The 3751-nt window shown below is 60.9% G+C and carries 3 protein-coding genes; 2 read left to right on the top strand and 1 reads right to left on the bottom strand.

What is annotated here, in order from left to right; genetic code table 11:
* The coding region (locus ACXJL8_RS36210; protein WP_456686553.1) for an alpha/beta hydrolase at nt 1–959 on the top strand (959 nt) is incomplete at its 5' end.
* Between the two features lie 136 nt (nt 960–1095).
* Here ACXJL8_RS36210 and ACXJL8_RS36215 read toward each other — a convergent pair.
* Complete coding sequence (locus tag ACXJL8_RS36215) at nt 1096–1575, bottom strand: MarR family winged helix-turn-helix transcriptional regulator (RefSeq protein ID WP_456623532.1); 480 nt, start codon at nt 1573–1575, stop codon at nt 1096–1098.
* Between the two features lie 508 nt (nt 1576–2083).
* Here ACXJL8_RS36215 and ACXJL8_RS36220 point away from each other — a divergent pair.
* A complete protein-coding gene (locus tag ACXJL8_RS36220; RefSeq protein WP_456686554.1) occupies nt 2084–3661 on the top strand; it encodes a porin in 1578 nt (525 codons plus the stop codon).
* The last annotated feature ends 90 nt before the right edge of the window (nt 3662–3751 follow it).

Below are 3751 nucleotides of genomic sequence, written 5' to 3' on the forward strand. Positions count from 1 at the left end.
GGCATCTGTGGGTTTCGGACTGGTTGAGGGTTGCAGACGACTACCGGATATTCGCCGAATCCGTGCGTGAAGATGATTCCGTTCTGATTGCGCGGGAAGCGTGGCTGTGCTCGCTGACGGCCGTTGAGGTCGCGAGAAGGTTGTCTTGTCCGGAAGATCTCGAGAGTACCGACCTCGCAGACAAGGTCGATATCAGCCTGACGGGCTTCGAGGATGGTGCTGGTCCAGCGATCGAGCGCGTGAAGATTGATGGCTTCGATCAGGGGCCGTTGACCGGCTTGTTTCTGCCGGCGTGCCGTCATGAGCGGCCTTCCGCACCCGCCGTCATCTGCGTCAGTGACGAGGAAATGACGGTGGGCTCGATGATGAGCAGGCTGTTGCCGGCCGCACTCTGCCGGAACATGTCACTCCTGCTCGTCGATGCCCGCAATTTGTCTGGTCGTCGCCTCTTCAAGCCGGAGCATATCCTGCAATGCTGGGTGGACTATCTGGAGGCCCGCCCGGATGTCGACCCGCAACGGATCGCAATCTATGGCGAAGGGGCGGGCGCCAGTCATGCGTCCCGCCTGGCCCTCGCGGATCGCAGGATAGCTGCCGCCGTGTGCGACGGTGGCCTGTTGACGTCGGTCATGCGTCGAGCGTCGCTTCGCTGGATGACCGGCGCTGCGCAGGCCGTCCATGACGGGACCTCGACGGGGTCGTTGCTGCCGTCGCGTCGCATACCCTGTCCGCTGCTCACGGTTGTCGGAAGTCGGTCGATGGTCCGGGAACAAGAAGCACTCGAGCTGCAAGCCGGCTATCGGCAGGCCGGCGCTGATTGCTCGATCGTCGTGCCGAACCGCATCCCGCACCCTCAGGGCGAGGTCGAGAACTTCATCGCCGTGGACAATTTCGTTTTCCAATGGCTCGACAGCAAGCTTGGAGCGGCCCGTCAGCTCGATCCCGTAACCTACCTCTAGCACGTGATGAAATGAGGTTCGGTCGACTGTCCGCGGTTCACCTCTCCCTACGGGAGAGGTGATTCGAGTTCTGGGTCCGCACCGATTCAACCAGAACCTCATCGCGCTTTAGCCGCGTCAGCCGGGCACCGGCGTCTCACGAGACGTCGATAGCCAGCAATCGCGCAGCCAGCCGGGCATTCTTGGCAATGGTTGCGAGCGCAGCATTCAGATCAGCCAAGGTCTTCTCGTCGAGCTCGTTGAACATGGTCGAGTTCAAGGCGAGCTTTCTCTTGGACAGTTTTTCGATTTCCGCCGTCGCCTTTGCCGTCAGCGACATCATGACGAAGCGCGCGTCGTCGGCTCCCGGGCTCCGCGACAGGAAGCCGCCCTTTTCGAGGGTCTTGGTCTGGTTGGTCACGAAGGCCGGATGGACCCGCAACTTGTTCGCAACGTCGATTCCGGCGACGCCTCGTCCCTCGTCCAGTTCGGTGATCGCCATCAGGATCAGCCACTGCGGCTCGGTAATGCCCAGCAGTCCGGCCCAACTGGTGTGGATGTCCTCCAGCTGAGAGTGGATCTCGACGACGTTCCAGATGAAGTCCGTAATTGCCCTGTCGAGTTTCTTCTCGATCATGTGGCTCCTCCCCGTTCCCTTAGATCAGTCTTTTAATGGGATATTGGGGAGGCGTCTCGCATATCGCGCATTGACGATAGTGGTATGTCGCACCGTGGGAACGGTCTGCTTGTTTAGTGCTTGCAAAAAACAATTAATTAAATTACGTCTGATCGCACTCAATTTTGCTGCTCTTGACCTTGTCGACGGACAGCGATGTGAGACCTCCAAGAAAGCCCTCGGGATGCCCCCTGAGGGCTTTTTGCTTTTATGATCTGATACTTATTCGCCGCTATGGCCGCCCCTGTTGCTCTTCGGCAACATCCTCCCCCGAACTTACGATTCACTAAATCAATAAATTGAGGCGATTGTTTTTATAAACTATATGTGAAGCACGACGGAGGGGGGGCACCTCACTGTCGTTTCGGTCCGGACCTTCAGTGCGGATCTGAATTGAGCGGAAATTGAGAGGGTAAAGCGGCCTCCACCGAGGATCCGAGCCCCCTGAACCGACCCTGGAGGTTTACTGATGAAGTTGACGAAGACACTCTTTCTCGGCTCGGCTGCCGGCCTGATGGCCGTCTCCGGGGCGTTCGCTGCCGATCTTCCCGTGAAGGCCAAGGCGKTCGAATACGTGAAGATCTGCTCGCTGTACGGCGCCGGTTTCTACTACATCCCGGGCACCGACACCTGCATCAAGCTCGGCGGTTATCTGCGTGCTGATGCGAACCTCAATACCAACTCGGACTTCAATCCGAACCAGGGCGGCGTTGCCGGTGCTCGCAACCGCCTGATGAACTACTACACCTTCCGCGCTCGTGAAGACCTGAACATCGACACCCGCACCGCGACCGAGTACGGCGTGGTCCGCACCTTCTTCGACGGCGTCTTCACCTGGACGACCGGCAACTATTCGGGCACCGGTTCGGCCACGGGTGGTACCCAGTACAGCGGTTCGCTCGGTCTCAACGCTGCGGGCACCGGCCTCGTCGGTTCGAACGGCTCCGGCTCGGTGAACGGCACCGACGGCAACACCTCGGCCGGTGCACTCGGCGTGTACTACGCCTTCATCCAGTTCGCTGGCTTCACGATGGGTAAGGCCGTGTCGCAGTTCGACGCGCCCTGGACCAACTATCCCGGCAACATCACCGACAACCTCGTCGGCGGCAGCGGCACCGTGACCGGCGTTACCCAGTTCACGTACACGGCCGACTTCGGCCAGGGCATCACTGCGGCGTTCTCGGCTGAAGATGCGACCCAGTACTATCAGGCTGGCAACATCAACATGACCGGCGCGACCGCGGCTGGCATGATCGGCGGCTCGTACGGCACCAACGCCATCGGCGGCTCGCGTTCGCCGAACCTCGTCGGTATGGTGCGTGTCGACCAGGCTTGGGGCCTGTTCCAGGCGTCGGTGGCTGCGCATGACAACCACGTTGGCTATTACGGCGCGACCGAGCCGACTGGCCACCCCGACGACAAGTGGGGTTGGGCGGTTCAGCTCGCTCTGTCGATCAAGAACATCCCGACCGGCGCGGGTGACACGATCAACATCCAGGGCGTCTACACCGACGGTGCGACTCGCTACAACTTCCAGAACCTCTCGGGCAGCTCCTACGCGCTGTACGGTAGCTCGGGCGTTGCCTACCAGAGCATCGGCTTCGCCAGTGCTCCTGACACGGTGTTCGTGACCGGCAGCCAGCAGGAAACCGTCAAGACCTGGGGCTTCCGCGGTGCTTACACCCACAACTGGGATCCCTACTGGAACTCCGCGCTCTACGGTGCCTACGCTCAGGCCCAGTTCGGCACGCTGGCCAAGACCACCCTCTGCGGCGCCGGTGGTGCTGGCGGCGTGTTCGGTGGCCTGGCTGGTGTTACCTCGTGTAACCCGAACTTCGCGATCGGCCAGCTCGGTATCGTCACCCGCTGGACCCCGGTCAAGAACCTGACGTTCTCGGCTGACCTGTCCTGGACCCACCTCGACCAGAAGTACTCCGGTACGGTTGGCGTCACCCCGAACGTCGTGACCGCCAAGCCGACCGCGGCCTACGAGCTGAAGGATCAGGACTCGATCGCCATGATCCTCCGCGCTCAGCGCAACTGGTAAGATCTGTCGAAGTCCACGTGAACGAACACCCGGCGGGAAACCGCCGGGTGTTTTTCGTTGTGCAAGGTACGGCGCCAGCCAACCATGACC

The organism is Bradyrhizobium sp. P5_C11_2 (genome assembly GCF_054049755.1).